This is a genomic window from Streptomyces sp. NPDC127197, assembly GCF_042672405.1.
Classification (GTDB): Bacteria; Actinomycetota; Actinomycetes; order Streptomycetales; family Streptomycetaceae; genus Streptomyces; species Streptomyces flavusporus.
This window is the reverse complement of record NZ_JBHXVG010000021.1, coordinates 35,873-62,703: the sequence shown is the minus strand read 5'-3', so window position 1 is coordinate 62,703 and position 26,831 is coordinate 35,873. Positions and strand designations below refer to the sequence as shown.

23 protein-coding genes, 1 tRNA gene and 2 pseudogenes are annotated in these 26,831 nt (G+C 68.8%); 19 read left to right on the top strand and 7 right to left on the bottom strand.

What is annotated here, in order from left to right:
• Positions 1 to 1,161 carry an acyl-CoA dehydrogenase family protein gene (locus tag ACFVJQ_RS28545; RefSeq protein WP_385510187.1) on the top strand — a complete coding sequence of 387 codons (1,161 nt, stop codon included), beginning with the start codon at positions 1 to 3 and terminating at the stop codon, positions 1,159 to 1,161.
• Positions 1,162 to 1,263: 102 nt separating this feature from the next.
• Positions 1,264 to 2,166: a hypothetical protein gene (locus tag ACFVJQ_RS28540; RefSeq protein WP_385510186.1), complete on the top strand. Its 903-nt coding sequence runs from the start codon at positions 1,264 to 1,266 to the stop codon at positions 2,164 to 2,166.
• Positions 2,167 to 2,397: 231 nt separating this feature from the next.
• Here ACFVJQ_RS28540 and ACFVJQ_RS28535 read toward each other — a convergent pair whose 3' ends face one another.
• A complete protein-coding gene (locus ACFVJQ_RS28535; RefSeq protein ID WP_385788380.1) occupies positions 2,398 to 2,661 on the bottom strand; it encodes a hypothetical protein in 264 nt (87 codons plus the stop codon).
• 47 nt (positions 2,662 to 2,708) lie between these two features.
• Positions 2,709 to 2,828, bottom strand: a pseudogene (locus tag ACFVJQ_RS28530) (threonine/serine dehydratase); the annotation flags it as partial.
• A 758-nt stretch (positions 2,829 to 3,586) separates the two neighbouring features.
• Between ACFVJQ_RS28530 and ACFVJQ_RS28525 the strand changes: the two are divergent.
• The 9 genes from ACFVJQ_RS28525 to glmS all read left to right on the top strand — a co-directional run bounded on the left by ACFVJQ_RS28525 (position 3,587) and on the right by glmS (position 13,968).
• Positions 3,587 to 4,633, top strand: coding sequence for an ABC transporter substrate-binding protein (locus tag ACFVJQ_RS28525; protein WP_385788184.1), 1,047 nt, complete (start codon positions 3,587 to 3,589; stop codon positions 4,631 to 4,633).
• Positions 4,634 to 4,765: 132 nt separating this feature from the next.
• Positions 4,766 to 5,623 carry a siderophore-interacting protein gene (locus tag ACFVJQ_RS28520; protein WP_385510182.1) on the top strand — a complete coding sequence of 286 codons (858 nt, stop codon included), beginning with the start codon at positions 4,766 to 4,768 and terminating at the stop codon, positions 5,621 to 5,623.
• A gap of 154 nt (positions 5,624 to 5,777) precedes the next feature.
• Positions 5,778 to 7,220 carry a lysine decarboxylase DesA gene (gene desA, locus ACFVJQ_RS28515; protein ID WP_385510181.1) on the top strand — a complete coding sequence of 481 codons (1,443 nt, stop codon included), beginning with the start codon at positions 5,778 to 5,780 and terminating at the stop codon, positions 7,218 to 7,220.
• Entirely contained in the window at positions 7,177 to 8,481 is a 1,305-nt protein-coding gene (locus tag ACFVJQ_RS28510) for a lysine N(6)-hydroxylase/L-ornithine N(5)-oxygenase family protein (protein ID WP_385788179.1), read from the top strand. The genes desA and ACFVJQ_RS28510 overlap by 44 nt, the downstream gene beginning before the upstream one ends.
• Positions 8,478 to 9,026 (top strand): GNAT family N-acetyltransferase, encoded by a 549-nt coding sequence (locus tag ACFVJQ_RS28505; protein WP_385510178.1) that lies wholly within the window; start codon positions 8,478 to 8,480, stop codon positions 9,024 to 9,026. The genes ACFVJQ_RS28510 and ACFVJQ_RS28505 overlap by 4 nt, the downstream gene beginning before the upstream one ends.
• Positions 9,023 to 10,792 carry an IucA/IucC family protein gene (locus tag ACFVJQ_RS28500; RefSeq protein ID WP_385510177.1) on the top strand — a complete coding sequence of 590 codons (1,770 nt, stop codon included), beginning with the start codon at positions 9,023 to 9,025 and terminating at the stop codon, positions 10,790 to 10,792. The genes ACFVJQ_RS28505 and ACFVJQ_RS28500 overlap by 4 nt, the downstream gene beginning before the upstream one ends.
• Positions 10,793 to 10,908: 116 nt before the next feature.
• Positions 10,909 to 11,793 carry a DUF4429 domain-containing protein gene (locus tag ACFVJQ_RS28495; protein ID WP_385510176.1) on the top strand — a complete coding sequence of 295 codons (885 nt, stop codon included), beginning with the start codon at positions 10,909 to 10,911 and terminating at the stop codon, positions 11,791 to 11,793.
• An 86-nt stretch (positions 11,794 to 11,879) separates the two neighbouring features.
• The gene (locus ACFVJQ_RS28490; protein WP_385510175.1) at positions 11,880 to 12,137 is read left to right on the top strand and encodes a hypothetical protein; all 258 of its coding nucleotides are present in this window, start codon (positions 11,880 to 11,882) and stop codon (positions 12,135 to 12,137) included.
• 13 nt (positions 12,138 to 12,150) lie between these two features.
• Positions 12,151 to 13,968: a glutamine--fructose-6-phosphate transaminase (isomerizing) gene (gene glmS, locus ACFVJQ_RS28485; protein ID WP_385788174.1), complete on the top strand. Its 1,818-nt coding sequence runs from the start codon at positions 12,151 to 12,153 to the stop codon at positions 13,966 to 13,968.
• 172 nt (positions 13,969 to 14,140) lie between these two features.
• Here glmS and ACFVJQ_RS28480 read toward each other — a convergent pair whose 3' ends face one another.
• Positions 14,141 to 14,707, bottom strand: coding sequence for a GPR1/FUN34/YaaH family transporter (locus ACFVJQ_RS28480; RefSeq protein ID WP_385510171.1), 567 nt, complete (start codon positions 14,705 to 14,707; stop codon positions 14,141 to 14,143).
• 150 nt (positions 14,708 to 14,857) lie between these two features.
• The gene (locus tag ACFVJQ_RS28475; protein ID WP_385510170.1) at positions 14,858 to 15,385 is read right to left on the bottom strand and encodes a universal stress protein; all 528 of its coding nucleotides are present in this window, start codon (positions 15,383 to 15,385) and stop codon (positions 14,858 to 14,860) included.
• 339 nt (positions 15,386 to 15,724) lie between these two features.
• On the opposite strand from ACFVJQ_RS28475, the gene ACFVJQ_RS28470 reads away from it, so the two are divergent.
• The 4 genes from ACFVJQ_RS28470 to ACFVJQ_RS28455 all read left to right on the top strand — a co-directional run bounded on the left by ACFVJQ_RS28470 (position 15,725) and on the right by ACFVJQ_RS28455 (position 18,678).
• Positions 15,725 to 16,054 (top strand): hypothetical protein, encoded by a 330-nt coding sequence (locus tag ACFVJQ_RS28470; protein ID WP_385510169.1) that lies wholly within the window; start codon positions 15,725 to 15,727, stop codon positions 16,052 to 16,054.
• Between the two features lie 377 nt (positions 16,055 to 16,431).
• Complete coding sequence (locus ACFVJQ_RS28465; RefSeq protein WP_385510168.1) at positions 16,432 to 17,682, top strand: helix-turn-helix domain-containing protein; 1,251 nt, start codon at positions 16,432 to 16,434, stop codon at positions 17,680 to 17,682.
• Positions 17,683 to 17,886: 204 nt separating this feature from the next.
• Entirely contained in the window at positions 17,887 to 18,489 is a 603-nt protein-coding gene (orn, locus tag ACFVJQ_RS28460) for an oligoribonuclease (RefSeq protein ID WP_385261227.1), read from the top strand.
• A gap of 116 nt (positions 18,490 to 18,605) precedes the next feature.
• Positions 18,606 to 18,678: transfer RNA gene (locus ACFVJQ_RS28455), tRNA-His, on the top strand.
• A gap of 33 nt (positions 18,679 to 18,711) precedes the next feature.
• Here the strand turns inward: ACFVJQ_RS28455 and ACFVJQ_RS28450 are convergent.
• Together ACFVJQ_RS28450 and ACFVJQ_RS28445 are read right to left on the bottom strand one after the other, a co-directional pair.
• Positions 18,712 to 19,008: a hypothetical protein gene (locus ACFVJQ_RS28450; protein ID WP_385510167.1), complete on the bottom strand. Its 297-nt coding sequence runs from the start codon at positions 19,006 to 19,008 to the stop codon at positions 18,712 to 18,714.
• Between the two features lie 89 nt (positions 19,009 to 19,097).
• The gene (locus ACFVJQ_RS28445) at positions 19,098 to 20,141 is read right to left on the bottom strand and encodes a LacI family DNA-binding transcriptional regulator (RefSeq protein ID WP_385510165.1); all 1,044 of its coding nucleotides are present in this window, start codon (positions 20,139 to 20,141) and stop codon (positions 19,098 to 19,100) included.
• Between the two features lie 330 nt (positions 20,142 to 20,471).
• On the opposite strand from ACFVJQ_RS28445, the gene ACFVJQ_RS28440 reads away from it, so the two are divergent.
• The 4 genes from ACFVJQ_RS28440 to ACFVJQ_RS28425 all read left to right on the top strand — a co-directional run bounded on the left by ACFVJQ_RS28440 (position 20,472) and on the right by ACFVJQ_RS28425 (position 25,225).
• On the top strand, positions 20,472 to 21,773 hold the full coding sequence (locus tag ACFVJQ_RS28440) for an extracellular solute-binding protein (protein ID WP_385510164.1): 1,302 nt from the start codon (positions 20,472 to 20,474) through the stop codon (positions 21,771 to 21,773).
• Between the two features lie 5 nt (positions 21,774 to 21,778).
• Entirely contained in the window at positions 21,779 to 22,786 is a 1,008-nt protein-coding gene (locus tag ACFVJQ_RS28435; RefSeq protein WP_385510163.1) for a carbohydrate ABC transporter permease, read from the top strand.
• Between the two features lie 11 nt (positions 22,787 to 22,797).
• A complete protein-coding gene (locus ACFVJQ_RS28430; protein WP_385788166.1) occupies positions 22,798 to 23,700 on the top strand; it encodes a carbohydrate ABC transporter permease in 903 nt (300 codons plus the stop codon).
• Between the two features lie 97 nt (positions 23,701 to 23,797).
• Positions 23,798 to 25,225, top strand: coding sequence for a GH1 family beta-glucosidase (locus ACFVJQ_RS28425; RefSeq protein ID WP_385510161.1), 1,428 nt, complete (start codon positions 23,798 to 23,800; stop codon positions 25,223 to 25,225).
• A gap of 97 nt (positions 25,226 to 25,322) precedes the next feature.
• Here ACFVJQ_RS28425 and ACFVJQ_RS28420 read toward each other — a convergent pair.
• A pseudogene (locus ACFVJQ_RS28420) lies at positions 25,323 to 26,735 on the bottom strand (cellulose binding domain-containing protein).
• Between the last annotated feature and the right edge of the window lie 96 nt (positions 26,736 to 26,831).

The following is a 26,831-nucleotide window of genomic DNA, read 5'->3' as shown; positions in this document are numbered from 1 at the left end:
ATGGACCACCGACTCTCACCCGAGCTGGAAGAACTCCGCCGCACCGTCGAGGAGTTCGCACACGATGTGGTCGCCCCCAAGATCGGCGACTACTACGAGCGGCACGAGTTCCCGTACGGGATCGTCCGCGAGATGGCCCGCATGGGCCTGTTCGGGCTGCCGTTCCCGGAGGAGTACGGCGGCATGGGCGGCGACTATCTCGCCCTGGGCGTCGCGCTGGAGGAACTGGCCCGTGTCGACTCGTCGGTGGCCATCACCCTGGAGGCGGGTGTCTCGCTGGGCGCGATGCCGATCTTCCGCTACGGCAGCGAGGAGCAGAAGCGGCAGTGGCTCCCCCGTCTGTGCACGGGCGAGATCCTGGGCGCCTTCGGTCTGACGGAACCCGACGGCGGCTCGGATGCGGGCGCGACCCGTACGACGGCCCGGCTGGACGAGTCGACGAACGAATGGGTGATCAACGGCACCAAGTGCTTCATCACCAACTCGGGTACGGACATAACGGGTCTGGTGACAGTGACGGCGGTGACGGGCCGGGAGCCCGACGGCAAGCCGCAGATCTCGGCGATCATCGTCCCGTCCGGCACCCCTGGCTTCACGGTCGCGGCCCCGTACTCGAAGGTCGGCTGGAACGCCTCGGACACCCGGGAGCTGTCCTTCGCCGACGTCCGGGTGCCCGCGGCGAACCTGCTGGGCGAACCGGGCCGCGGCTACGCCCAGTTCCTGCGCATCCTCGACGAGGGCCGGATCGCCATCGCGGCCCTCGCCACCGGCCTGGCGCAGGGCTGTGTGGACGAGTCGGTGACCTACGCGAAGGAACGCCACGCCTTCGGCCGCCCGATCGGCGCCAACCAGGCCATCCAGTTCAAGATCGCCGACATGGAGATGAAGGCCCACACGGCCCGCCTGGCCTGGCGCGACGCGGCGTCCCGCCTGGTGTCCGGCGAACCCTTCAAGAAGGAGGCGGCCCTGGCGAAGCTCTACTCCTCCACGATCGCCGTCGACAACGCCCGCGACGCCACCCAGATCCACGGCGGCTACGGCTTCATGAACGAGTACCCGGTGGCCCGTATGTGGCGCGACTCCAAGATCCTGGAGATCGGGGAGGGAACGAGCGAGGTGCAGCGGATGCTGATCGCGCGGGAGTTGGGGCTGGCGGGCTGAACACCCAGCGGCCTCGGCATAGACCACAGGCAAAGTCACCCGTACGGCTGAACCTGCTCCGTTCACCCGCCGGAACGCACGCGTCCCACTACGTTCCGTCACATGGTCAGCTCAGCACACGAGGCGTTGCACCAGATCTTCAGGGAGGACCCGGGCCTGCTCGCCCGGGCCCTCCCGAAGGCCGGCATCGCCTTCCCGGAGCCCATGGCGATCCAGCGTCTGGACACCGATCTCACGGAGATCAAGCCGCTGGAACGCCGTGTGGACACCCTGTTCCGGTTCGACACCGCGGACGCCGGAAGCTATTTGCTCGCCGTGGAGTCCCAGGGCAGGAAGGACCCGGACAAGCTCAACAGCTGGACGTACTACTTGGCACACCTCTACGCCAAGTACGAACTGCCACCGATCCTCCTGGTCATGTGTCAGGACAAGGCCACCGCGTCCTGGGCCGCGGAACCGATCCGTATCGGCCTGCCCACCTGCACCAGCATGGCGGTCTTCCCACTGGTCCTGGGCCCGGACAACCTCCCGGCAATCACCGACCCGGACGTTGCGGCGCACGACATCCCCCTCTCCGTCTTCTCCGCCCTCACCCACGCCAAGGACCCCGCCCTCCCTGCGATACTTGACGCGCTGGCGACGGCGCTCGTCAACACCGGTGGCGAGACCGCGCAGGACTGGGCGGAATACACCGAGATCGGCCTGGGCGACGCCCAGACCCGCGCATTCTGGAGGCACCTGATGGCCACGTACACCCCCCGCTTCCCGGGCCGCGGCACAATCATCGAGGAATCCATCAACAAGGGCATCGCCGAGGGCAAGGCCAAGGGCCGCGCCGAGAGCCGCGCCGAGGACATCCTCCGTATCCTCCAGCTCCGCGGCATCGACATCCCCGAAGCCGCCCGGGAGCGCATCACCAGCTGCACCGACCTGGACACCCTCGGCACCTGGTTCGACCGGGCGCTCACCGCCGCCAGTGCGGAAGAGCTGTTCGGGGAGGCGTAGCCGCAAGCGCCGTAACGCAGCCAAGGCGCCGGTCCCGTAAGCAGACGGCTGCCGCTTGGCTTGCGTTTGTCTACCGAGGTATCGAGGCGCCGTTCGAGGCCGGAGGTTAAGAACAAGCCCAGTCAGGAAGAAAGTTCATCTCCTAGCGGCTGACCCAGGTGACCGGGCCGTCCTCCAGTCGCCGGCCGGGTGCGCCACCCACCCGTACCTCCCCGGTGCGTGAACGTCCCCTCACTCGGCGGTCCAGTCGGCGTTCGCGCCGCAGAGGACCAGGCATGGCAGGTCTCCGGGAACCCGGCCGGCCAGCCACGCGGCGAACGGGACGGCCGCAGCCGGTTCGACCGCGATCCGGCACTCCTCCCACAGCCGGTCGCGTGCCTCAAGGATCTCCTCATCGCCGACCAGCACGGACGACACGTCGTGCGCGGCCAGCACACTGAAGGGGACCACTCCGACCCGGCTCGCACCGGTCGCGGAGGCGGCGACGGAGTCCACGGCCGAGTCACCGGCTCTCCCGCGGCGAGCGCGTCGTGCAGGCAGCGGCAGCGCTCCGGTTCGACGGCGACGACGCGGCGCCCGGCACTCCCGAGTGCGGTACCGGCTGCAAGACCACCGCCGCCGACGGCCGTCGCGATCGCGTCGACACCGGGTGCGTCGGCCACGATCTCGGCCGCCACGGTGGCCTGCCCGAGCGGCCATGGTCCACCGGACCTTCACCCCTTGTTGCTGCGTTATGGGTCTTGACCCGAAAGGCGACCGAGTCGCTCGGCGAGGGCATCGCTGTACCCCGGCTGAGCCAGGACGGACATCGCCGCTTCTTGTCTACGATGGAGCGCGTCGACGTCTTGGCGCACCGCGCGAAGGTACGCGCGCATCCGCAACCGCGTCTGCCATGGGTGCCACAGCGCCCGGAGCAGGTGTTGGGCTGTCACCTGCCGATACTCCTCACAGTGCGTCATGAGCTCTTCGGGCGACTCATCCAGGCAGGACCGCCGTGACGCCCAAACGCGCCGTGGCAAGCAGTCGTGCCCCGACCAACTGCCGCGACGGACTCTCCCTCCGGCCACGCAATGGGGACCCGACACGACTGCCAGACACCCGGCGGGCACGGGCTCACCGGTCACACCGTTGCCATCCATCAACTGCCGCGTCCACACCGGCGGACGGCCCGGCTTGATGCCCTGCGGCAATAACGGCTCCAGCCGGGCCAGGCCCTGGTCGAGGCGGGAAAGGCGACCAAGAATCCCAACGGCCATTGATTGCAATGGAGTTGGGCCTTGTCCCGGGAAGCTGTGAAGCCCATGGAGGGATCACAGGTTTCGATTGCCAGGGCCCACCCCTGGACAAGATCTGAGGTTAGGCTAACCTACCTTTCGAATTGTCCGGCGGCGCTCCGCCCTGTTCGAAAGCAGCCACACCCATGCCCAACGCCCGTGCCACCCACCTCACCCGCCGCGGCATCCTCGCCGCCGGCGGTGCCCTCGGCCTCGGCGCCGTGCTCGCAGCCTGCGGCGACGAAGACACGAACAGCGGCGGCTCGGACTCGACGGCGTCCGCCAAGGCGTCCGGCCCCTGGTCGTTCAAGGACGACCGCGGCGAGACGGTGAAGCTCGACAAGGTGCCCGCGAACATCGTCGCGTTCACCGGTGTCGCCGCCGCCCTCTACGACTACGGCATCCAGGTCAAGGGCGTCTTCGGCCCGACCACGACCACGGACGGCAAGCCCGACGTCCAGGCCGGTGATCTGGACGTCAGCAAGGTCACGGTCCTCGGCAACGAGTGGGGCAAGCTCAACGTAGAGAAGTACGCGACCCTTTCGCCCGAGGTTCTCATCACCACGACGTTCGACGACGCGGGCACGCTCTGGTCCGTGCCCGAGGAGTCCAAGGACAAGATCGCCCAGCTCGCCCCGAGCGTCGCCATCTCCGTCTACGACCGCCAGATGACCGAGCCGCTGCAGCGCATGTGGGAGCTGGCCGAGTCGCTCGGCGCGGACATGAAGGCCGACAAGGCCGTCCAGGCGAAGAAGAAGTTCGAGGAGGCCGCCGCCCGGCTGCGTGCCGCCGCCAAGGCCAAGCCCGACATCAAGGTGCTGGCCGGCTCCGCAAGCGATCAGCTCTTCTACGTCTCCGGCACCAACTTCTCCATCGACCTGGAGTACTTCAAGGCTCTCGGCGTGAACTTCGTCGAGCCCTCGGAGAAGGCCAAGGAGGCGACCGGCGGCTGGTTCGAGTCCCTGAGCTGGGAGAACGTCGACAAGTACCCGGCCGACATCATCATCATGGACGACCGCTCCTCCACCATCCAGCCCGCCGACATCACCGAGAGCACCTGGAAGAAGCTGCCCGCGGTCAAGGCCAGGCAGGTCATCGCGCGTTCGCCCGAGCCGATTCTGTCGTACGACAAGTGCACGCCGTTGCTGACGAGTCTGGCCGAGGCGATCGAGAAGGCGAAGAAGGTCAGCTGAGCGGGGGTGCGGTTGTGGGGGAAGTGCGGGCCGGTTGTGGCTGGTCGCGCCCACGCGGCGGAGCCGCATATCGAAACAGCCCCGCGCCCCTGAGGGGCGCGACCAACCCCCTGACATGACTCAGGAGCCTTGATGCCGACCGGCGTAGCCGACCCGTTCCGTTTCTTTTCTCTTCACGTTGTACGGACGAGGCGGCTCGGGCCGTCTCTCGTCCGGGTCACCTTTGGCGGGTCCGATCTGAGGGACTTCCACTCCGACGGGTGTGACCAGTCCCTGTCGCTGTTCCTGCCCCACCCGGGGCAGAGTGAGCCGCAGGTTCCCATCGAGCTCGGTGATCACTGGTGGCAGGGCTGGCGCGCACTGCCCGATGACGTGCGGGCGGTGATGCGTTCGTACACGCTTCGGGCGCTGCGCCGCGACCCCGATGAGATCGACATCGATTTCGTGCTCCACGGTGTCGAAGCCGCCGCCGCCGTGCCCGCCGGTCCCGCCTCCCGGTGGGCCGCGCGGGCCGCCGCCGGTGACCGGGTCCTGCTGCTCGGCCCGGCGATCGCGGACAACCGGGCGATCCGGTTCCGGCCGCCGGAGGACACCGACCTGGTGGTGATCTGGGGTGACGAGACCGCCGTACCGGCCGCCGCCGCCATCCTCGAGTCGCTGCCGGCCGGCACCCGCGCCCGGGTCTGGCTGGAGGTGCACCATGCCGAGGACATCCAGGACCTGGTGACCGAGGCCGACGCCGAGGTCACCTGGCTCGTCCAGGACGAGTCGCGCGGCGAGGGGTCCCCCATGGCCCTCGCCGCGCTCAGGGATGCCCAACTGCCGCCCGCCGAGCACCCGTACGTGTGGATCGCGGGCGAGTCGTCCTGCGTGAAGCAGCTGCGCCGGCACTTCGTCGGCGAACGCGGCATCGACCGCCGCCGGGTCACGTTCGTGGGCTACTGGCGGCAGGGGCTGACCGAGGAGCAGCTGCGCGAGCAGGGCGAGTAACTGCTGCCCCGCAGGCCGCGGTCCGGAGTGATCGTGATCACGGTGGGGCTGACGTTTCGTAAACGATACTTAGGTTAGGCTAACCTAAGTTGATCCCCGCGGGCTCCGCCCCTCACCCGTCCCGCACGGACCGTCCCCACCGGAGGACCCCCACATGCGCTCGCACCTGCTCAATGACACGACCGCGGAGCAGTACCGCCGCTCCGTGACCGAGGGAGTCGAGCGGGTGGCGGCCAAACTCGCCACCACCACCCGTCCGTTCACCGGTGTCACGGTCGACGCCCTCTCTCCCCGCATCGAGCAGATCGACCTCGACAAGCCGTTGCACGACACCGCCGCGGTCCTGGACGAACTGGAGGACGTCTACCTCCGGGACGCGATCTACTTCCACCACCCCCGCTACCTGGCCCACCTCAACTGCCCGGTCGTCATCCCGGCCGTGCTCGGCGAGGCGATCCTCTCCGCCGTCAACTCCTCCCTCGACACCTGGGACCAGTCGGCCGGCGGCACCCTCATCGAGCGCAAGCTCATCGACTGGACCGCCGAGCGCATCGGCCTCGGCCCGGCCGCCGACGGTGTGTTCACCTCCGGCGGCACCCAGTCCAACCTCCAGGCGCTGCTGCTGGCCCGCGAGGAGGCCAAGACCGACTCCTTCGCCAAACTGCGCATCTTCGCCTCCGAGGTGAGCCACTTCAGCGTCAAGAAGTCGGCGAAACTGCTCGGCCTGAGCCAGGACTCCGTGGTCTCCATCCCCGTCGACCACGACAAGCGCATGCAGACGGTCGCGCTCGCCCATGAGCTGGAGCGCTGCAAGAGGGACGGTCTCGTCCCCATGGCAGTGGTCGCCACCGCCGGCACCACCGACTTCGGCTCCATCGACCCGCTGCCCGAGATCGCCGAGCTGTGTGCCCAGTACGGCGCCTGGATGCACGTCGACGCCGCCTACGGCTGCGGACTGCTCACCTCGCTCACCCGCCGCGCCCTCCTCGACGGCATCGAGCGCGCCGACTCGGTCACCGTGGACTACCACAAGTCCTTCTTCCAGCCGGTGAGTTCGTCGGCGGTCCTGGTCCGCGACGCGGCCACGCTGCGCCACGCCACCTACCACGCGGAGTACCTCAACCCGCGCCGCATGGTGCAGGAACGTATTCCCAACCAGGTCGACAAGTCCCTCCAGACCACCCGCCGCTTCGACGCCCTCAAGCTGTGGATGACGCTGCGGGTGATGGGTGCCGACGGCATCGGGCAGCTCTTCGACGAGGTCTGCGACCTGGCCGAGGAGGGCTGGAAACTGCTCGCCGCCGACCCGCGCTACGACGTCGTCGTCGAGCCGACCCTGTCCACCCTGGTCTTCCGCTACATCCCGGCGGCCGTCACCGACCCCGCCGAGATCGACCGCGCCAACCTCTACGCCCGCAAGGCCCTGTTCGCCTCCGGTGAGGCCATCGTCGCGGGCACCAAGGTGAACGGCCGTCACTACCTGAAGTTCACCCTGCTCAACCCCGAGACGAAGGCGTCCGACATCGCCGCCGTCCTCGATCTGATCGCCGGCCATGCCGAGCAGTACCTGGGAGAATCCCTTGACCGCGCTTCCTGACACCACGAACAAGACCTACGACTTCGTGGGCATCGGGCTCGGCCCGTTCAACCTCGGCCTCGCCTGCCTCACCGAGCCCATAGCCGAACTCGACGGGGTCTTCCTGGAGTCGAAGCCCGACTTCGAGTGGCACGCCGGCATGTTCCTCGACGGCGCCCACCTCCAGACGCCGTTCATGTCGGACCTGGTCACCCTGGCCGACCCGACATCCCCGTACTCCTTCCTCAACTACCTGAAGGAGCAGGGCCGGCTGTACTCGTTCTACATCCGCGAGAACTTCTACCCGCTGCGCGTCGAGTACGACGACTACTGCCGTTGGGCCGCGAACAGGACGAGCAGCATCCGCTTCAACACGACGGTCGCCGAGGTGACGTACGAGGACGACCTGTATGTCGTGAAGACGCAGACCGGCGACGTGTACCGCGCCCGTCACCTGGTCCTCGGCACCGGCACCTCGCCGTACATCCCCGAGGCCTGCCGTGACCTGGGCGGCGACTTCCTCCACAACTCCCGCTACATGCAGCACAAGGCGGAGTTGCAGCAGAAGGAGTCGATCACGCTGGTCGGCAGCGGCCAGTCCGCCGCCGAGATCTACTACGACCTGCTCAGCGAGATCGACGTCCACGGCTACCAGCTGAACTGGGTGACGCGCTCCCCGCGCTTCTTCCCCCTCGAGTACACCAAGCTCACGCTGGAGATGACCTCCCCGGAGTACATCGACTACTACCACGCGCTGCCGGAGAAGACCCGCTACCGCCTCACGGCCGAGCAGAAGGGCCTGTTCAAGGGCATCGACGGCGACCTGATCAACGAGATCTTCGACCTGCTCTACCAGAAGAACCTCGGCGGCCCGGTCCCGACGCGGCTGCTCACCAACTCGTCCCTGAACAGCGCGTCGTACGACAACGGCACGTACACCCTGGGCTTCCGTCAGGAGGAGCAGGAGCGGGACTTCGAGATCACCTCGCAGGGCCTGGTCCTCGCCACCGGCTACAAGTACGTCGAGCCGGAGTTCCTGGCACCGATCCGCGACCGGCTCGTCTACGACTCCCAGGGCAATTTCGACGTCGCCCGCAACTACGCCGTCGACGTCACCGGCAGAGGTGTCTTCCTCCAGAACGCCGGTGTCCACACCCACAGCATCACGTCCCCCGACCTGGGCATGGGCGCGTACCGCAACAGCTACATCATCCGCGAGCTGCTCGGCTCGGAGTACTACCCGGTCGAGAAGACCATCGCGTTCCAGGAGTTCGCCGTATGACCTTCACCTTCCGCCCCCTCGACCCGCTGAAGGACGCGGAGCTCCTGCACGCCTGGGTGACGCACCCCAAGGCGGCCTTCTGGATGATGCAGGGCGCCAGGCTGGAGGACGTCGAGCGCGAGTACATGCGGATCGCGGCCGACGAGCACCACCATGCGCTGCTCGGGCTGCAGGGCGGCGAACCCGCCTTCCTCATGGAGAAGTACGACCCCGCCCACCGCGAACTGGTCGGCCTCTACGAGCCCCGGCCCGGAGACGTCGGCATGCACTTCCTGGTGCCGCCGACGGACACACCGGTCCACGGGTTCACCCGGTCCGTCATCACCGCCGTGATGGCGTACCTCTTCGAGGACCCGGCGGTGGAACGCGTCGTCGTCGAGCCGGACGTTTCCAACAAGGCCGTGCACGCCCTGAACGAGGCCGTCGGCTTCGTGGCCGAGCGTGAGATCCAGAAGCCGGAGAAGAAGGCGTTGCTGAGCTTCTGCACCCGTGAGCAATTCTTTAAAATTCAACACAGCCTGGCGGCGACGGGGGTGGCCGCATGAGCCTCGCCGACGCCGTGGCCCACCTCTCCCCCGAGCGCTGGGAGCAGGCCAACCGCCTGCTGATCCGCAAGGCCCTCGCCGAGTTCGCGCACGAGCGGCTGATCACCCCCGAGCAGGACGGCGACGAGTACGTCGTCCGCAGCGACGACGGGCTGACGCGGTACCGCTTCACCGCCACCCGCCGCGCCCTCGACCACTGGCAGGTCGACGCCGGCTCCATCACCCGCCACCGGGACGGCACCGAGCTCCCGCTCGCCGCGCTGGACTTCTTCATCGAGCTGAAGCGGGCGCTCGGTCTGAGCGACGAGATCCTGCCCGTCTACCTGGAGGAGATCTCCTCCACGCTCTCCGGCACCTGCTACAAGCTCACCAAGCCGCAGGTCCCGGTCGCCGAGCTCGCGAAAAGCGGCTTCCAGGACATCGAGACCGGCATGACCGAGGGCCACCCCTGCTTCGTCGCCAACAACGGGCGGCTCGGCTTCGGGATCCACGAGTACCTGTCGTACGCCCCCGAGACCGCGAGCCCGGTCCGGCTGGTGTGGCTGGCCGCGCACCGGTCGCGGGCGGCGTTCACGGCAGGCGTCGGGATCGAGTACGAGTCCTTCCTGCGGGACGAGTTGGGCGATGTGACGCTGAACCGTTTCCGCGACACACTCTCGGACCAGGGCCTCGACCCCGCCGACTACCTCCTCATCCCCGTCCACCCCTGGCAGTGGTGGAACAAGCTCACCGTCACCTTCGCCGCCGAGGTGGCGCGCGGATACCTGGTGTGCCTCGGCGAGGGCGACGACGAGTACCTGGCCCAGCAGTCCATCCGCACCTTCTTCAACCGGTCGCACCCCGAGAAGCACTACGTGAAGACGGCCCTGTCCGTCCTCAACATGGGCTTCATGCGCGGACTGTCCGCCGCCTACATGGAGGCCACCCCGGCGATCAACGACTGGCTCGCCCAGCTCATCGAGGGCGACCCGGTACTGAAGTCGACGGGCCTGTCGATCATCCGGGAGCGGGCGGCGGTCGGCTACCGGCACCTGGAGTACGAGAAGGCGACGGACCGCTACTCGCCGTACCGCAAGATGCTGGCCGCGCTGTGGCGGGAGAGCCCGGTGCCGTCGCTCCAGGAGGGCGAGTCCCTGGCCACCATGGCCTCCCTGCTCCACCTGGACCACGAGGGCGCCTCCTTCGCGGGCGCGCTGATCGAGCAGTCGGGGCTCGCGGCGGAGGAGTGGCTGCGCCGCTACCTGCGGGCGTACTTCACCCCGCTGCTGCACAGCTTCTACGCCTACGACCTGGTCTTCATGCCACACGGCGAGAACGTCGTCCTCGTGCTGAAGGACGGCGCCGTCCAGCGCGCGATCTACAAGGACATCGCCGAGGAGATCGCGGTCATGGACCCGGACGCGGTACTGCCGCCGACGGTGGAGCGACTGCGCGTGGACGTCCCCGAGGACAAGAAACTCCTGTCCGTCTTCACGGACGTCTTCGACTGCTTCTTCCGCTTCCTCGCCGCGAACCTCGCCACCGAGGGGATTCTCGAGGAGAACGACTTCTGGGCCACGGTCGCCGACGTCACCCGTGAGTACCAGGCGTCGATGCCCGAACTCGCCGACAAGTTCCGGCAGTACGACATGTTCGCCCCCGAGTTCGCGCTGTCCTGCCTCAACCGGCTCCAGCTACGCAACAACAAGCAGATGGTGGACCTCGCGGACCCGTCCGGCGCACTCCAGCTGGTCGGCAACCTGAAGAACCCCATCGCAGGGCTCTGAGCCCCTCGGACGGACGGGCACCCCGGAGTACGGTCCTCCGGGGTGCCCGTCAGCGTTCCCTGAGCTCCGACAGGTGTGGACCACTCTCTCGCGAGCCGGGTGGAACAATCCCCCTCATGGTGGAAATCATCCAGAAGGACGGCACATGGGTCTTCGACGGCGACGCCCTGCGGCTGACTCCGGGACGGGACAAGAACGTCAGTCTGCTGCGCAAGACGCTGGGTGAACTCGTCGTGCCCCTGGGGGCGTTGGCAGGCATATCCTTCGAACACGGCCGTAAGACGGGACGGCTCCGGCTCCGCCTGCGGGACGGCGCCGACCCGCTGCTGCACGCGACCGGCGGCCGGCTGACCGAACCCCACGACCCGTACCAGCTGATCGTCGACTCCGACCGCTACGGCGTCGCCGAGTACGTCGTGGACGAGGTGCGCAACGCCCTTCTGCTGGACCAGGTGCCCTCCGACCCGGTCTCCCAGTACCTGCTGCCGGGCCCGGCGGTCCCGCTGTCGGCCGCCGCCGGCGACGGCACCGCGAGCTTCGACGGCGAGCAGGTGCGCCTGGAGTGGAACTGGAAGACGGAGGACGCCAAGTCGGCCGCCGGCACCCGCGTCCTGGCGGTCACCGACATCGCGGCCGTGGAGTGGCATCCGGCGGCCGGCCTGGAGAACGGCTACCTCCGCTTCACCGCGAAGAACGCCCCCACCAAGGCCCCGCCGAAGTACGACCCCAACTCCGTGGAGCTGTGGGGCTTCAAGAAGGACCCGCTGATGGCCCTGGTCGCGGCGGCCGTACAGGCCCGCCTCCCGCATCCGGCCGCGGCCGCCGCGGACGCCCCCGCTCCGGATGCGGCACCTCCCGCGCAGGCCGCCCCCGCGACCGAGGACGACCATGACGCGCTGCTGCGCCGCCTGCGTGAGCTGGGCGAGCTGCACCGTTCGGGCGTGCTCACCGACGAGGAGTTCACGCTGGCCAAGCAGGCGGTCCTGAAACGGATGCAGTGAGGATCACACACGGGTCACACACAGCTCCTGCCCGGAAACGGGCAGGATTCTTGCGAAACCGTCTCCCGTACTCCAGGATCTACCGGGTGCACGACGAACTCGTTGATCATCTGATGCGGTCCACGCCCCTCAGCCGGGGCGAGGCGCTGCGCGTGATCCAGGACGTGCTCGCCTACTTCGACGAGACGACCGAGGAATACGTCCGTCGCCGCCACCGCGAGCTCCAGACGCAGGGCCTGGTGAACGCGACGATCTTCGAACGGATCGAGGCGGACCTGAAATATCGCGCGGTGGCGCCGCCCGAGCTCACGCTCAGGCAGCTCCGGCGCATCGTCTATGGCTGAGGAATACGTATATATGTGTGGAATCGTCGGATACATCGGGAAGCGTGACGTCGCCCCCCTGCTCCTGGAAGGTCTGCAGCGCCTGGAGTACCGCGGCTACGACTCGGCGGGCATCGTCGTCACGTCCCCGAAGGCGGCCGGCCTGAAGACGGTCAAGGCCAAGGGCCGGGTCCGGGACCTGGAGGCCAAGGTGCCGGCCCGCTTCAAGGGCACCACCGGCATCGCCCACACCCGCTGGGCCACCCACGGCGCCCCCTCCGACGTCAACGCCCACCCGCACCTCGACGCCGAGAACAAGGTCGCCGTCGTCCACAACGGCATCATCGACAACGCCTCCGACCTGCGCCGCAAGCTGGAGGCGGACGGCGTCGAGTTCCTCTCCGAGACCGACACCGAGGTCCTCGTCCATCTCATCGCCCGCTCCCAGGCGGAGAAGCTGGAGGACAAGGTCCGCGAGACCCTCCGGCTCATCGAGGGCACGTACGGCATCGCCGTCCTGCACGCCGACTTCCCCGACCGGATCGTCGTCGCCCGCAACGGCTCCCCGGTCGTCCTCGGCATCGGCGAGAAGGAGATGTTCGTCGCCTCGGACATCGCCGCGCTGGTCACCCACACCCGCCAGATAGTGACCCTCGACGACGGCGAGATGGCCACCCTCAAGGCCGACGACTTCCGCACGTACACCACCGAGGGCACCCGCACCACCGCCGAGCCGACCACCGTCGAGTGGGAAGCGGCCTCGTACGACATGGGCGGCCACGACACATACATGCACAAGGAGATCCACGAGCAGGCCGACGCCGTGGACCGCGTGCTGCGCGGGCGCATCGACGACCGCTTCTCCACCGTGCACCTCGGCGGCCTGAACCTGGACGCCCGCGAGGCACGCCGGATCCGCCGTGTGAAGATCCTCGGCTGCGGCACCTCGTACCACGCGGGCATGATCGGCGCCCAGATGATCGAGGAGCTGGCCCGCATCCCCGCCGACGCCGAGCCGGCCTCGGAGTTCCGCTACCGCAACGCCGTCGTCGATCCCGACACCCTCTACATCGCCGTCTCGCAGTCCGGTGAGACGTACGACGTCCTGGCGGCCGTCCAGGAGCTGAAGCGCAAGGGCGCGCGGGTGCTGGGCATCGTGAACGTGGTCGGCTCCGCGATCGCCCGCGAGGCCGACGGCGGCATCTACGTGCACGCGGGCCCGGAGGTCTGCGTGGTGTCGACCAAGTGCTTCACGAACACCACGGTCGCCTTCGCCCTCCTCGCCCTCCACCTCGGCCGCACCCGCGACCTGTCCGTCCGGGACGGCAAGCGGATCATCGAGGGCCTGCGCAAGCTGCCGGAGCAGATCGCCGAGATCATGAAGCAGGAGGAGGAGATCGAGAAGCTGGCCAAGCAGTACGCCGACGCCCGCTCGATGCTCTTCATCGGCCGCGTGCGCGGCTACCCCGTGGCCCGCGAGGCCTCCCTGAAGCTCAAGGAGGTCTCCTACATCCACGCCGAGGCCTACCCCGCCTCGGAGCTGAAGCACGGCCCGCTCGCCCTCATCGAGCCCGCCCTCCCAACGGTCGCGATCGTCCCCGACGACGACCTGCTGGAGAAGAACCGCGCCGCGATGGAGGAGATCAAGGCCCGCAGCGGCAAGATCCTCGCGGTGGCCCACCAGGAACAGGAGAAGGCCGACCAGACGATCGTCGTCCCGAAGAACGAGGACGAGTTGGACCCGATCCTGATGGGCATCCCACTCCAACTCCTCGCCTACCACACGGCCTTGGCCCTCGGCAGGGACATCGACAAGCCGAGGAACCTCGCCAAGTCAGTAACGGTCGAGTAGAGGCCTTTTAGGGGCGCGGGGCTGTATCAATATGCGGCTCCGCCGCGTGGGCGCGAGCAACCCCCACGCACCCGCAGAGGCCATACAAAGAGGACGGACCCCACGTGTTGCCACCAAACACGGGGGTCCGCCCTATTCGCCGGGGAGCCGCCCAACTCCCCAGCCTGCGCAGCTAACCAGTAGCCGTCGCTCCCCGACCCGCCGCGCGCCGCGGAAGCGCCGTCGGCCAGTGCGCAAGCGCCGCAGTCGCGGCGTACCAGGCCACCGCCCCCGCCGCCACGGCGAACCAGCCCCCCACCTTGGTGAGCCCGTCGCTGTCGGCGAAGTCGGCGACAGCCATGAGCAACAGGCCGACGAAGAACAATCCGTACGCCCCCTGCCCGAGCTGGTCCCCACCCGCGAGGGTGAGTGACAGCGCCACAAGAGCGAACAGCAGCAGGAAGAGCCCCGCCGCGTTGGCGGATACCTGGTTGTCGACGGATACGGCCCACGTGAACCACAGCGCACCGAGCGCTGAGAACGCCGTACCACCGACGGAGTCCCGCTCACGGAAGGCCATCATCCCGGCGACGAAGAGGGCAATGCCACCCACATACTGGGCGATTGATACGGCGTCAGCAGCCGACACACCGTCGACCACGCCGGTGTGGCCCAGCCCGAAGGCCAACAGGGTGATACCCAGGGCGAGTCGGCCGACCACGGTAGTGATTCCGCTTCCCGCAGAGACGTCGTTGTCCACGGCGGGCTCCCTTCATGCATGTGCAGTTGTGCGGTGACCGGTATATGCCCTTCACAAAGGCACAAACACATCTACGCGCGAGTAGATTTGTCCAGCGCACAAAGGGGGTTCGCTGTGCCCACCGGGCATCTCACCTGGGCCAACGGCGAGTTACGGAATCACAACGACGGGCCGCTTGGCCCGCTTGGCGAGCCGCCCGGCGACCGAGCCGAAGATCCGCCCGACGATGCCGTGCGTGGAGCCGACGACGATCGCGTCCGCCTCGTACTCCCGCCCGACCTCCTCGAGTTCGTGGCAGATGTCACCGCCGCGCTCGACCAGGATCCAGGGCACCTCGGCGAGGTAGTCCGCGCAGGCGAGTTCCAGCCCCAGGACCTCGGTCCGGTGGTCGGGAACGTCCACGAACACGGGTGGCTCGCAGCCGGCCCACACCGTGGTGGGCAGCCGGTTGGCAACATGGACGATGATCAGGCCCGCACGGGAGCGCTGGGCCATGCCGATCGCGTACGCGAGGGCGCGCTCACTGGAGGTCGAGCCGTCGAAGCCGACGACGACGCCGTGCTTGAAGGCGGGGTCGCACGAATGGCGTGACTCTTCCGCCGCCAGGGGATCGGCCGCCGTCGGGTCGGCGACCGGCCGCTTGCGGTCCGCGGGTTCGAAGAATTCGTGACCGGCCATGGCTGTCTCGGCGTTGTGATCCTTTATGGGAGGGACGACAGTGTGCGGCGGAGCTGTGTCCGGGAATCATCTTCCCAACCCCATACCCTCAAGGGTACGGCGGCACGCCTCCTTAGCCCAGATCCCGCGCACGTCCGCGGCGGGTTCCCCGGAGCATGCACGAGGGGGCGCCCGTAACGCAATGGTTGCTGCCCCGTACAGGCGGTTTGCACAGCATTCAATTACATGAGGGTGCGGCTTCCGTCCGGCGACGACCCAGATCAGACCCCACCCGGGGCAGGGAGTGACCGACCGGTCGAACAGGCGTTGAACCCCGTGACCATCGCCACAGGGAGCCCGATGTCCGCACCCCCCACGCCCCCCGAGGCGCCCCCCGGGACCCCGCCCGGCCCGGACCCGGTGACCGACCTGATCCGCTGGGCCGCCTTCAGCTGCGTCCTCGTCCCGGTGGTCCTGCTCTGGTACGGAACCTCCCTGGCCGGCGCCGCCGGCACCGCCCTCGGTCTCGCGGCCGTCACCGCCGTCTGCCGGCTCCTGCTGCGCCGCTCGGAGCGCGGCGCCCGGTTGCTCGCCGAGGAGGGCGCGCCCCAGCGGGGCCGGCATCACCGGTCCGGCCCGGGGGCGCACCGGGGCGGACGCCGGTCAGACCGACACACTCCGGCCGGTTGACCGGTTTCCGCGCACGCGCCCGTATCTTTTCAGCCAACTTCTCAAGGGTGTGCATCACCGGCCCCAAGTACCCCCCAACCCCCGTTCGACCTGCACGGAAAGGGTCTCGGGGGGCTCGCGCACCCTACGTGGATTGGCCACTGCTACAAGGCGCACTTCCCTGCACGGCCCGGGAGTGCAACGCTTCGTGATCGAATGCTTTACGCCAAGTTGCCAAGTCGACAATGTGCCGGGTGATGAACTGGCCACGCCGGCACGGCGGAACACAGTAGATTCGATCTTGACTGTCTACGGCGGGGGACTCGTGCAGGACCAAGGGGAAACGTGCAGGAGCGACACAACCGAGGAGCCGCGACCACCAAGGGGGGCTTAGCAGTATGAGCCACGACTCCACCGCCGCGCCCGACGCCGCAGTCCGGAAACTCTCCGGGCGACGCCGCAAGGAGATCGTCGCGGTGCTGCTGTTCAGCGGCGGCCCCATCTTCGAGAGTTCCATACCGTTGTCGGTGTTCGGGATCGACCGCCAGGACGCCGGCGTGCCGCGCTACCGACTGCTGGTGTGCGGCGGCGAGGAAGGCCCACTGCGGACCACAGGGGGCCTGGAACTCAGCGCACCGCATGGCCTGGAGGCGATCGCCCGGGCGGGCACGGTGGTCGTGCCGGCCTGGCGTTCGATCACTTCACCGCCACCGGAGGAGGCGCTCGACGCGCTGCGCCGGGCGCACGAGGAGGGCGCCCGCATCGTGGGCCTGTGCACCGGCGCGTTCGTGCTGGCCGCCGCCGGCCTGCTCGACGGCCGCCCGGCCACGACCCACTGGATGTACGCACCGACCCTGGCCAAGCGCTACCCGTCGGTGCACGTCGACCCGCGTGAGCTGTTCGTCGACGACGGAGACGTACTGACCTCCGCGGGCACCGCGGCAGGGATCGATCTCTGTCTGCACATCGTGCGGACGGACCACGGCAACGAGGCGGCCGGCGCGCTGGCCCGGCGTCTGGTGGTCCCCCCGCGCCGGAGCGGCGGTCAGGAGCGCTACCTCGATCGGTCTTTACCAGAGGAAATCGGCGCCGACCCGCTCGCCGAGGTCGTCGCCTGGGCGCTGGAACACCTCCACGAGCAGTTCGACGTGGAGACGCTGGCCGCACGTGCGTACATGAGCCGGCGCACCTTCGACCGCCGGTTCCGCTCACTGACGGGCAGCGCGCCGCTGCAGTGGCTGATCACCCAGCGAGTGCTGCAGGCGCAGCGCCTGCTGGAGACGTCGGACTACTCGGTGGACGAGGTGGCGGGCCGCTGCGGCTTCCGCTCGCCGGTCGCCCTGCGCGGCCACTTCCGCCGCCAGCTGGGCTCGTCCCCGGCCGCGTACCGGGCGGCGTACCGCGCCCGGCGCCCGCAGTCCGACCGTCCGTCGGACACCGAGGGCCCGACCAGCCCGCCCCCACCGATGACCGGCCCGCCGGCCCAGGCGGGCCCGCCGGCCGCGCCCCTGCACCCGGAGGCCCCGGTCCCGCTCCAGAGCCGCCGCACGGCCGCGAGCGCGGTCGGCTCGTCGGCGCCCCTGTCGCCCGACCACGCCCGGGACGCCTACGCCCGGGCAAGCCTGCCGGGACAGCGCAGCGGGACGTGATCACGTGATAGCGGGGTCCACGGGGCGGCAACGCCCTGTGGACCCCGCCACACTTTTCGGCGCAGGCCGACAGAAATCAACCGGTGCCGCCTTCGAGGACGAGGCCGTCCAGGCCGAAAGCGGGGGCCTGGCGGCCGCAGCCCCCAGTGAGACCGGCACCGACGCGGGGACCTCATAAACGGACGTCGGCTTTAGGGTGGTCGCATGAACGATCGCATGGTGTGGATCGACTGCGAGATGACCGGCCTCTCGCTGTCCGACGACGCGCTCATCGAGGTGGCCGCCCTCGTCACCGACTCCGAGCTGAACGTACTCGGCGAGGGTGTCGACATCGTCATCCGTCCGCCGGACTCCGCGCTGGAGACGATGCCGGAAGTGGTACGTCAGATGCACACCGCATCCGGACTGCTCGCCGAACTGCCGAACGGCACGACGCTGGCGGACGCCGAGGAGCAGGTCCTGGCGTATGTACGCGAACACGTCAAGGAACCGGGCAAGGCCCCGCTGTGCGGCAACTCCGTCGGCACGGACCGCGGCTTCCTGCTGCGCGACATGCCGACCCTGGAGAACTACCTCCACTACCGGATCGTCGACGTGTCCAGCATCAAGGAGCTGGCCCGGCGCTGGTACCCGAGGGCGTACTTCAACAGCCCGGAGAAGAACGGCAACCACCGGGCCCTCGCCGACATCCGCGAATCCATCGCGGAACTGCGCTACTACCGCGAGGCCGTCTTCGTACCGCAGCCCGGCCCGGACTCGGACACCGCCAGAGCGATCGCCGCGAAGCACGTCCTGCCCGCGCAGTAGGCGCCGACGGGGCCCACCGGGGGGGTCCCGGAAAAGCCGGGCGCGAGCACCCCTGCGGACCCTGTACACTTTTTCTCGGCCGGTCGGGGAAACCACTGCGAGAACCGCCGGTCATGGTGGGTGTAGCTCAGCTGGTAGAGCACCTGGTTGTGGTCCAGGATGCCGCGGGTTCGAGTCCCGTCACTCACCCTTGAGGACCGAGGGCTGATTCCTGAAAAGGGGTCAGCCCTCGGTCGTTCCCCGGCCCGATTCCGGATCCGGCAGGATCTTCCTCAGTTCCGCCTCGATCTCCGGCCGCGTCCGCCCCACTTCTTTCGCATACTCGGAGACGGTGGCGCCGAGGTCGCGGTCGAGATCGCGCCAGGCGCGCCATGCCGTCTCGTACGTCTCGGTCTGGATCTCGGTCCAGCCGCCCTTCTGGGTCGGCGGACCGTAGGCGTCCCGAAGTTCCAGGACCTTCGTGTGCGCCTCGTCCGCGGCGCGCTGCATCTCCACAAGTTCTTCGAAGGTGTGTGCCACGCACGGATCTTAAGCACGACCCCCGGGGGCGCGCGCTCCGACCGGCCGTCCGCGCGCCCGGGCCTGACTCACCCGGCGCACACCGGCCGCTAAGACGACGTCCGCTCCACCAGCTCCGTGGCCAGCACCACCTGCCGCCGCTCCAGCCCCCGGGACACCGCGGGCCGCCGGTCGGCGATCTCGGCCAGCAACAGGTCGATCATCCTGCGGCCCATCTCCTCTATGGGCTGGCGGACGCTGGTCAGCGGCGGTTCCATGTGGCGGGCGATGGCGGAGTCGTCGTAGCCGACGAGGGCGACGTCCTCGGGGATACGGCGGCCCGCCTCGCGCAGGACCTGGCGGGCGCCGGCCGCCGTGACGTCCGAGGCGGCGAAGACCGCGTCCAGGTCGGGGCAGCGGGCCAGCAGCTCGGTCATCGCGCGCCGGCCGCCCTCCTCGGTGAAGTCGCCCGGCTCGATCAGGTCCTCGTCCACCGCGTGGCCCGCGTCACGCAGTGCCTCGCGGTAGCCGTCGATACGCCGCTGGGCACCGTACACGTCCAGGCGGCCGGTGATGTGGGCTATGCGGCGGCGGCCCCGGGCCAGCAGATGCTCGACGGCCGAGCGGGCACCGCCGTAGTTGTCCGAGTCGACGGAGGTCAGCGTCTCCTGCGCCGACCTCGGGCCGCTGATCACCGCCGGGATCTCCAGCTGGGCCAGCAGATCCGGCAGGGGGTCGTCGGCGTGCACCGAGACCAGCAGGACGCCGTCCACCCGGTGCGCCGCCAGGTACTGGGCGAGCCGCTGCCGCTCCCGGTCGCTGCCGGCGAAGATCAGCAGCAGCTGCATCTCCGTGTCGGACAGCTCGGCGCCGACACCCTTCAGCATGTCCGAGAAGTACGGTTCCGCAAAGAACCGGGTCTCCGGCTCGGGGACGACGAGGGCGATCGCGTCCGTGCGGTTGGCGGCCAGGGCTCGGGCGGCCGTGTTCGGGACGTAACCGAGCTCGGCGACCGCCGCCTCCACGGCGGCGCGGGTCGCGTCGCTGACCCGGGGCGAGCCGTTGATCACCCGGGAGACCGTGCCGCGGCCCACACCGGCGCGCGCGGCAACCTCCTCCAGGGTCGGCCGGCCACCGCTCCGGCTCCGCACCATGGGCTCCGCCTTTCGCCGCCGTTCATCATCTGGCCTGGAATGTAACAGTCCCCTGTGCTGGAGTGACCGTCGCTGGGGGGCGGCCCCGTCCGCTCGGCCCGCTGCATCCAGTTAACAGCCCGATAACTGAACGCATCTCGCCCTGTCCGCTCCCTTGACACCCCCGCTGGAACCGACGACTCTTCAACACATCACTTGTGGGAGCGCTCCCACGGTACCTGACACATACACATCCCGCACGTTCCCCGCCCGAGCCGCAGCGAACGCAAGTACGGGCCCAACCATGCAGTTGGCCGGGGGGTCGGCACGTCAGGGCAACAGGAGGACGCAATGCGAGCACGTAAGGCGGTGGTCCTGGCGGCCGTCGCGACGCTGGGCGCCGGGCTGCTGGCCGGCTGTGCCGACGACGGAAACGACGAGGGAGGCTCGTCGTCGGAGGGCGGCGGAGGCAAGACCAAGATCACCCTCGGGCTCTTCGGCACCGCCGGCTTCGAGGAGTCCGGCCTGTACAAGGAGTACGAGAAGCTCCACCCGGACATCGACATCCAGCAGACCGTCGTGGAGCGGAACGAGAACTACTACCCGGCGCTGATCAACCACCTCACCACCAACAGCGGCCTCCAGGACATCCAGATGGTCGAGGTCGGCAACATCGCCGAGATCGTCGAGACCCAGTCGGACAAGCTGCTCGACCTGTCGAAGTACGGCAAGAAGAGCGACTACCTCGAGTGGAAGTGGCAGCAGGCCACCACCAAGGACGGCCAGACCATCGGTGTCGGCACCGACATCGGCCCGATGGCCATCTGCTACCGCACGGACCTGTTCAAGGCGGCCGGTCTGCCCACCGACCGTGAGGAAGTCGGCAAGCTGTGGGCCGGCAGCTGGGACAAGTTCGTCGACGTCGGCAAGCAGTACCAGGACAAGGCGCCCAAGGGCACCACCTTCCTGGACTCCCCCGGCGGACTGATCCAGGCGATCCTCAGCGGTGAGAAGGACCGGTTCTACGACTCCTCCGGCAAGGTCATCTACAAGACGAACCCGGCCGTGAAGGACGCCTTCGACCTCACCGCGCAGGCCGCCGAGGACGGACTGATCGGCAACCAGACGCAGTTCCAGCCGGCCTGGGACACGACGATCGCCAACAGCAAGTTCGCCGCGATGTCCTGCCCGCCGTGGATGCTCGGCTACATCAAGGGCAAGTCGAAGCCCGAGTCGGCCGGCAAGTGGGACATCGCCCAGGCGCCGAAGTCCGGCAACTGGGGCGGCTCCTTCCTGACCGTGCCCAAGTCCGGCAAGAACACCGAGGAGGCGGCGAAGCTGGCCGCCTGGCTGACCGCCCCCGAGCAGCAGGCCAAGCTGTTCGGCGTACAGGGCAGCTTCCCGAGCACCCCGGCCGCGTACGACTCGACCGAGGTGAAGAGCGCGAAGAACGACATGACCGGTGACGCGCCGATCGGCACGATCTTCGCCCAGGCCGCCGAGAACATCCCGGTCCAGACGATCGGCCCGAAGGACCAGATCATCCAGCAGGGCCTGACCGACAACGGCGTCATCCTGGTGACCCAGGGCAAGTCTCCCGAGGAAGCCTGGAACAACGCCGTCAAGACCATCGACAACAACCTGGACCAGTGACCCGTATGACCACTGGGCACGAAACCGCTGCCGCGCCCCCCGCCGAGGGGGGCGCGGCCCCGGCCCGCCCGCCCGCGGGGCCCCCGGCCGACGAACGCCGCCGAGCCCGGCTGTCCCGCCGCTGGCAGCGGGACGTGCGCTGGAGCCCGTACGCCTTCGTCTCGCCGTTCTTCCTGCTGTTCCTCGCGTTCGGCCTGTTCCCGCTGATCTACACCGGCTGGGCCTCGCTGCACGCGGTGGAGCTGACCGCGCCCACCGACATGAGCTGGGTGGGGCTGCGCAACTACACGCGCATCTTCGACGACGACTTCTTCTGGAACGCGGCGAAGAACACGCTGACCATCGGGATCATCTCGACGGTCCCGCAGCTGCTGATGGCGATGGGCCTCGCCCACATCCTCAACTACAAGCTGCGCGCCTCGACCTTCTACCGGGTCGCGATGCTCGCCCCGTACGCGACGTCGATCGCCGCCGCATCGCTCGTCTTCGTCCTGCTCTTCGGCCGTGACTACGGCATGATCAACTGGGCGCTGAACCAGGTCGGCATCGACAACATCGACTGGCAGAACGACAAGTGGGCCTCGCAGGTCGCGGTCTCCACGATCGTCATCTGGCGCTGGACCGGCTACAACGCGCTGATCTACCTGGCGGCGATGCAGGCGATCCCGCAGGACCTGTACGAGTCCGCGGCCCTCGACGGGGCCAACCGCTGGCAGCAGTTCTTCCATGTGACGCTGCCGTCGCTGCGGCCGACGATCCTGTTCACGGTGGTCGTCTCGACCATCGGCGCCTCCCAACTCTTCGGTGAACCGCTGCTGTTCGACGCCAACAAGGGTGCCTCCGGCGGAGCCCAGCACCAGTTCCAGACGCTCGGCCTGTATCTGTACGAGCAGGGCTGGGTCAACCAGCACCTGGGCCGCGCCTCCGCGATCGCCTGGACGATGTTCCTGATCCTCATCGTCATCGGGATCATCAACTACGTCATCTCGCGCCGGCTGCGCGCCAGTAGTTAGGAGAACCGGCCGTGACGACGACACTGACTCCGCCGACCCCGCCGGAACAGAAGCCGGGGCGCGTACGGCGCCCCAAAGCCGCCCGTGCCGGCGGCACCCTGCACGCCGGGCCGATCGCGTACCTCATCCTCGCCCTGTTCACCATCGGCTCGCTGTTCCCGCTGGTGTGGACGGCGATCGCCGCCTCGCGCGACAACCAGCGGCTGGCACAGAACCCGCCGCCGTTCTGGTTCGGCTCCGGCCTGTTCGACAAGCTCGAAATCGCCTGGACCGACGCCAACCTGGGCGAGGCGTTCATCAACACCACGTTCGTGGCGGGGGTTTCGGCGATCACCATCGTCATCCTGTCCACGATCGCCGGGTTCGCCTTCGCCAAGCTGCGCTTCAAGGGCCGCAACGCCATGATGCTGATCGTGATCGGCACGATGATGGTGCCGCCGCAGCTGAGCGTGATCCCGCTGTACATGATGGTCGCCAAGCTCGACTGGTCCGACCAGCTGCAGGCGGTGATCCTGCCCTCGCTGGTCAGCGCGTTCGGCGTGTTCTTCATGCGGCAATACCTGATCCAGGCGCTGCCGGACGAACTGATCGAGGCGGCCCGGGTGGACGGCGCGAACAGCTGGCGGGTGATCTGGCACATCGTGTTCCCGGCGGCACGCCCCGCGATGGCCGTGCTCGGCATGCTGATGTTCGTGCAGACGTGGAACGACTTCCTGTGGCCGTTCCTGGTCCTGACCCAGAACGGCAACCCGACCGTGCAGGTCGCGGTCGCGGGTCTGGGCCGCGGCTACACGCCCGACCAGTCCCTGATCATGGCGGGCGCGCTGCTCGGCACGCTGCCCCTGCTGGTGGTCTTCGCGATCTTCGGCAAGCAGATCGTCGGCGGCATCATGCAGGGCGCCGTCAAGGGCTGACCTCCTGCTTTCCCGGGGGCCGGGTCACCGCCGCCTCGGCCCCTTCCTTCCCCCCATCTACCCGTCGGTCTCCACGACCTCCAATGGGAGCGCTTCCATGCCTGAGCCCCACACGCCGGTGTCCTTCCCTTCCGCCTTCCTCTGGGGCGCGGCCACCTCCGCCTACCAGATCGAGGGGGCAGTGCGGGAGGACGGCCGCACCCCGTCGATCTGGGACACCTTCAGCCATACGCCCGGGAAGACGGCCGACGGCGACACCGGTGACATCGCTGTCGACCACTACCACCGCTTCCGCGACGACGTGGCACTGATGGCCGAGCTGGGCCTGACCGCATACCGGTTCTCGATCTCCTGGTCACGGGTGCAGCCGACGGGCCGGGGCCCGGCGGTGCAGGTGGGCCTGGACTTCTACCGCCGTCTGGTGGACGAGCTGCTGGCCCACGGCATCAAGCCGGCGGTCACCCTCTATCACTGGGACCTGCCGCAGGAGCTGGAGGACGCGGGCGGCTGGCCGGAGCGCGACACGGCGTACCGGTTCGCAGAGTACGCGCAGATCGTCGGCGAGGCGCTGGGCGACCGGGTGGAGCAGTGGATCACGTTGAACGAGCCCTGGTGCAGCGCTTTCCTCGGCTACGGCTCCGGGGTGCACGCGCCGGGCCGTACGGAACCGGCGGCCTCGCTGCGCGCCGCCCACCATCTGAACCTGGCGCACGGCCTGGGCGCTTCGGCCCTGCGCTCGGTGATGCCGGCCCGCAACTCGGTGGCGATCAGCCTCAACTCCTCGGTGGTACGGCCGCTTTCGCAGGACCCGGCGGACCTGGCGGCGGTCCGGAGGATCGACGACCTGGCCAACGGCGTCTTCCACGGCCCGATCCTGCACGGCGCGTACCCGGAAACGCTGTTCGCGGCGACGGAGCTGGTGACCGACTGGTCGCACGTACAGGACGGCGACCTGGCCACGATCAACCAGCCGCTCGACGCGCTGGGCCTCAACTACTACACGCCGACGCTTGTCTCGGCGGGGGACACGGAGGTGACCGGTCCGCGCGCGGACGGCCACGGGGCGAGCGAGCACTCGCCGTGGCCGGGCGCGGACGACGTGATGTTCCATCAGTCTCCGGGAGAGCGCACGGAGATGGGCTGGACCATCGACCCGACCGGCCTGCACGAGCTGATCATGCGCTACACGCGGGAGGCACCGGGCCTGCCCCTGTACATCACCGAGAACGGCGCGGCATACGACGACAAGCCCGACTCCGAGGGGCGCGTCCACGACCCGGAGCGCATCGCGTATCTGCACGGCCACCTGTCGGAGGTCCGCCGCGCGATCACGGACGGCGCGGACGTACGCGGCTACTACCTGTGGTCCCTGATGGACAACTTCGAGTGGGCGTACGGCTACGGCAAGCGCTTCGGCGCGGTGTACGTCGACTACGCGACGCTGGAGCGGACACCGAAGTCGAGCGCACGGTGGTATGCCCAGGCCGCCCGGACGGGGGTGCTGCCTCCGGTCGCGGAGGCCTAGACGGGGGGCGGGGCGCGACACTGTGGGGGTGTCGCGCCCCGTTTCTCTCCCGGGGAAGTGGCTGGTGCTCTCTCGGGGAAGTGGCTGCTCGAAGGGGCTAGTTGTAGGTCGCGAACGCCTTCGTGAAGGCGAACTTGTCCTGGTCGATGGAGCTGCAGGTCGCGTCGGCCGCCGGCTTCGGGCCGCCGGGGCATGCCTTGTCGCGGGTGCCGGACCACATCGACAGCCAGCCGAGGCCCTTGGACTTGGCGAAGTTCACCAGCTGGGTGGCGTCGTCGACCTTGAAGATCTCGGTGACGACGTCGTTGACGCCGATCATCGGGGTGACGGCGACCGTTTTCCAGGCGGCACTGTCGGACAGGCCGAGGACGCTCTTGATCTGGGCCTGGGTGGCGGTGGCGGCCTGTTCGGCGTAGGTGCCCATGTCGCCGCTGTACGCCGGGCCGTAGTCCATCGCCATGATGTTGACGGTGTCGATGTCGACGCCGTTCTTCTTGGCGTCGGACAGGAGGTTGACGCCGTCCTGGGTCAGGCCCTCGGGCATGACGGGGAGGGTGGCTACTGCTGCATGGGAGCGTGCAGAACGGCGACTTAGCTCGATAGTGTGACGTTCAGCTTGCGGGCTTGCAGCACACTGGGCTGGTCGGGGTAGCGTCAATCTGCGATCTGGGACGCCGGGTGCGGTGCCAGCGTGCGGGGCCCCTGCTCCACCAGAGTGATGGGTCAGGGCCTCCCCGTCGCCTCTGACCACGCCAACCAGGCCAGATCGTGAGGGACTCCGCCCGCCCGGCCCGGACCACGGACGCGATCCGTGTCGCCGCCCGGGATGCGAAAGCGGACGACCAGTGCGCCCAAGACCGTTCGGGGCGTGCCAGTGCGCGGGCTTACCCTCGCTCACTGCTCAGGAACGGTGAAGGAGACGTCCAGGTCCGGGTTTCTGCTGGAGCTGGGCGGTGGCCTAGGTGCCACGCGCGTTCGCCGCCGTGTCCGGCAGCACGCCGCCCTCGACGTCGAAGTCGGCGCTGGTGGCGGTGCCGCTGCCGGAGCTCTCCGAGGGGGTAACGGTGGGCGTGGCGGTCGCGCTCTGGATGGGCGTCCTTGTGGCCGTCGGGCTCGCGAATTCCGTCGTGTCGCCGAAGCCGTTGACGACGAAACCGACGGTGACCGACTCGCCGGCGGCCAGGCCGTCCTTGTCCCAGGCCGGCGGCCGCACGGTGACGCGCCGGCCGCTCACGCTCGACTCGCCGTTCCACAGGGAGCTGAGCTTCGCACCGGAGGGCAGATCGAACGCCAGCGTCCAGTCGGCCTTCGCCTGGCCACTGTTGTTGGTGACGACGTACTGCGCCGTGTACCCCGTCGACCAGTCGCTGGTCCTGGTGTACGCGGCGCCGACCCCGGCCGCCTGCGCGGTGCCGGTGAACAGGACGGCCCCGCCTGCGACGGCGGACGCGGCGACCACTGCACCGATCGCCTTGCTCCTGCCACTGATCCTGCGCCGGTGCGTGCTCATCGCGTGCCTGCCTTCGCTGTTCACGGGGGTTGGGGTGCGGCAGCACGCTAGCGAGGCCGAATCGGGCAAAGCGCCTGATCCAGACCGGCGTTGGGG

Bases quoted from the DNA above. Each gene is read 5' to 3' on its own strand.
- ACFVJQ_RS28525 (WP_385788184.1), top strand. From the start codon at position 3,587: ATGCCCAACGCCCGTGCCACCCACCTCACCCGCCGCGGCATCCTCGCC.
- ACFVJQ_RS28540 (WP_385510186.1), top strand. From the start codon at position 1,264: ATGGTCAGCTCAGCACACGAGGCGTTGCACCAGATCTTCAGGGAGGAC.
- ACFVJQ_RS28465 (WP_385510168.1), top strand. From the start codon at position 16,432: ATGAGCCACGACTCCACCGCCGCGCCCGACGCCGCAGTCCGGAAACTC.
- ACFVJQ_RS28495 (WP_385510176.1), top strand. From the start codon at position 10,909: ATGGTGGAAATCATCCAGAAGGACGGCACATGGGTCTTCGACGGCGAC.
- ACFVJQ_RS28475 (WP_385510170.1), bottom strand. From the start codon at position 15,385: ATGGCCGGTCACGAATTCTTCGAACCCGCGGACCGCAAGCGGCCGGTC.
- ACFVJQ_RS28425 (WP_385510161.1), top strand. From the start codon at position 23,798: ATGCCTGAGCCCCACACGCCGGTGTCCTTCCCTTCCGCCTTCCTCTGG.
- ACFVJQ_RS28545 (WP_385510187.1), top strand. From the start codon at position 1: ATGGACCACCGACTCTCACCCGAGCTGGAAGAACTCCGCCGCACCGTC.
- ACFVJQ_RS28505 (WP_385510178.1), top strand. From the start codon at position 8,478: ATGACCTTCACCTTCCGCCCCCTCGACCCGCTGAAGGACGCGGAGCTC.
- ACFVJQ_RS28445 (WP_385510165.1), bottom strand. From the start codon at position 20,141: ATGGTGCGGAGCCGGAGCGGTGGCCGGCCGACCCTGGAGGAGGTTGCC.
- ACFVJQ_RS28470 (WP_385510169.1), top strand. From the start codon at position 15,725: ATGTCCGCACCCCCCACGCCCCCCGAGGCGCCCCCCGGGACCCCGCCC.
- glmS (WP_385788174.1), top strand. From the start codon at position 12,151: ATGTGTGGAATCGTCGGATACATCGGGAAGCGTGACGTCGCCCCCCTG.
- orn (WP_385261227.1), top strand. From the start codon at position 17,887: ATGAACGATCGCATGGTGTGGATCGACTGCGAGATGACCGGCCTCTCG.
- ACFVJQ_RS28500 (WP_385510177.1), top strand. From the start codon at position 9,023: ATGAGCCTCGCCGACGCCGTGGCCCACCTCTCCCCCGAGCGCTGGGAG.
- ACFVJQ_RS28510 (WP_385788179.1), top strand. From the start codon at position 7,177: ATGCCGAGCAGTACCTGGGAGAATCCCTTGACCGCGCTTCCTGACACC.
- ACFVJQ_RS28520 (WP_385510182.1), top strand. From the start codon at position 4,766: ATGCCGACCGGCGTAGCCGACCCGTTCCGTTTCTTTTCTCTTCACGTT.
- ACFVJQ_RS28440 (WP_385510164.1), top strand. From the start codon at position 20,472: ATGCGAGCACGTAAGGCGGTGGTCCTGGCGGCCGTCGCGACGCTGGGC.
- desA (WP_385510181.1), top strand. From the start codon at position 5,778: ATGCGCTCGCACCTGCTCAATGACACGACCGCGGAGCAGTACCGCCGC.
- ACFVJQ_RS28435 (WP_385510163.1), top strand. From the start codon at position 21,779: ATGACCACTGGGCACGAAACCGCTGCCGCGCCCCCCGCCGAGGGGGGC.